Raw genomic sequence first — 1835 nt, forward strand, 5'->3', positions numbered from 1 at the left:
GTACGACCCCCGGCGCCCCGCCCGGCACTGGCGGCGCCCCGTCCCGCGCTGGCGGCGCCCCGTCCGGCGGTGACCCCCGGCCGGCCGCCCTTCTTCTTCGCGCTGCCACCGCCGGCACCCCAGGTGGTGTCCTTGGTACCCGGGGCGCCGATCTTGGGCGCCCGGCCCTCCTCGGCGGCGCTCCGACGCTCCTTCTCCTGCTTCCAGGCGGTACGTCGGGGCAGGTCCTCGGTGCCGGAGTAGCCCTTGTGCCACGGGCGCTCGTCGGCGGGCAGCGTCCTGCCCCGGCCCGCGAGGCTGCCCCGGTTCTTGCCGCCGGAGCCGGTCGCGGCGCCCCTCTTCGGGGTGACCCGCCGACCCCGACGCTGCGAGTTTCCGGCCATCAGTCCTGTTCTCCGATCGTCCAACGCGGGCCGTGCGGGGTGTCTTCGACCACCACGCCGGCATGCTTGAGCTGGTCACGCACCGAGTCGGCGGCGGCCCAGTCCTTACGACTGCGGGCCTGCGCCCGCTGCTCCAGGGCCAGCGCCACCAGCGAGTCGACCACGGCCCGCAGGTCACCATCCTGCCCGGCACCCGCCCAGGCTACGTCGAGGGGGTCGACGCCGAGCACGGCGAGCATCGCCCGCGCCTGTCCCAGCGTGGCCAGGGTCACCTCGTCGTCGCCGGCGGCCAGGCCGACCTGCCCCTCCCGGACCGTCTCGTGCAGCACGGCGATCGCGGCGGAGGTGTTGAGGTCGTCGTCGAGCGCCTCGGCGAAGGCGGCGGGAACGTCGCCGACCGTTCCGGCGCCGACCCGCTCGACGGCCCGGCGTACGAATCCTTCGATCCGCCGGTACGCCACGGCGGACTCCCGCAGCGACTCGTCCGAGTAGTCGATCCGGGACCGGTAGTGCGACGCCACGAGGTAGTAGCGCAGCTCGACCGGTCGGATGCCGATCGAGACCACGTGGTCGAGGTCGACGACGTTCCCCAGCGACTTGCTCATCTTGGCCTCGCCGAGGTTGAGCAGGCCGTGGTGCACCCAGTACCGGGCGAACGGCAGGCCGGCGGCCCTGGACTGGGCCAGTTCGTTCTCGTGGTGCGGAAAGGTCAGGTCGAGCCCGCCGCCGTGGATGTCGAACTCGGCACCGAGGTAGCGCCAGCACATCGCCGAGCATTCGATGTGCCAGCCGGGACGCCCCGGCCCCCACGGCGACGGCCAGGCCGCGTCCGCCGGCTCCGACGGCTTCACGCCCTTCCAGAGCGCGAAGTCGTGCGGGTCCCGCTTGCCGCGCTCCGCGGCCTCCTCGGCGATCTGCGTCTGCGTCGCGTCCGGCCGCTGACCCGACAGCGCGCCATATTCCGGGTACGACCGGACGTCGAAGTAGACATCGCCCGAGCCGTCGTCGGCCTGGTAGGCGTGCCCGTCCGCGATCAGCTTCTTGATCAGCTCGTGCATCTCCGGGATGTGTCCCGTCGCCCGGGGCTCGTACGTCGGTGGCAGCACGTTGAGGCTGCGGTAGGCGGCGCCGAGGATCACCTCGTTGGCGTACGCGATCGACCAGAAGGGGCGCTGCTGGTCGATCGACTTGACGAGGATCTTGTCGTCGACGTCGGTGACGTTGCGGATGAAGGTCACCTCGAACCCGCTCCGCGTCAACCAGCGACGCAGCACGTCGTAGTTGACGCCGCCGCGAAGGTGGCCGATGTGTGGCACGGACTGCACGGTGAGACCACACAGGTAGATCCCCACCTTGCCGGCCTCCTTCGGGACAAAGTCCCGCACCGATCGGGTGGCGGTGTCATACATGCGTAGCGTCACCGTCCAAGGGTACCGACCGAGCCTGTCCTGG

Annotated in this window: 1 protein-coding gene and 1 pseudogene; both read right to left on the reverse strand. The window is 71.5% G+C overall.

Annotated features, from left to right (window positions below; all coding sequences use genetic code 11):
* Positions 1–383: pseudogene (locus I0C86_RS11515) on the reverse strand (23S rRNA (guanosine(2251)-2'-O)-methyltransferase RlmB); the annotation flags it as partial.
* A complete protein-coding gene (cysS, locus tag I0C86_RS11520) occupies positions 383–1804 on the reverse strand; it encodes a cysteine--tRNA ligase (protein WP_196201219.1) in 1422 nt (473 codons plus the stop codon). The gene cysS and the pseudogene I0C86_RS11515, both read right to left, overlap by 1 nt.
* Positions 1805–1835 lie beyond the last annotated feature (31 nt).

This window comes from Plantactinospora alkalitolerans, assembly GCF_015690345.1.
Classification (GTDB): Bacteria; Actinomycetota; Actinomycetes; order Mycobacteriales; family Micromonosporaceae; genus Plantactinospora; species Plantactinospora alkalitolerans.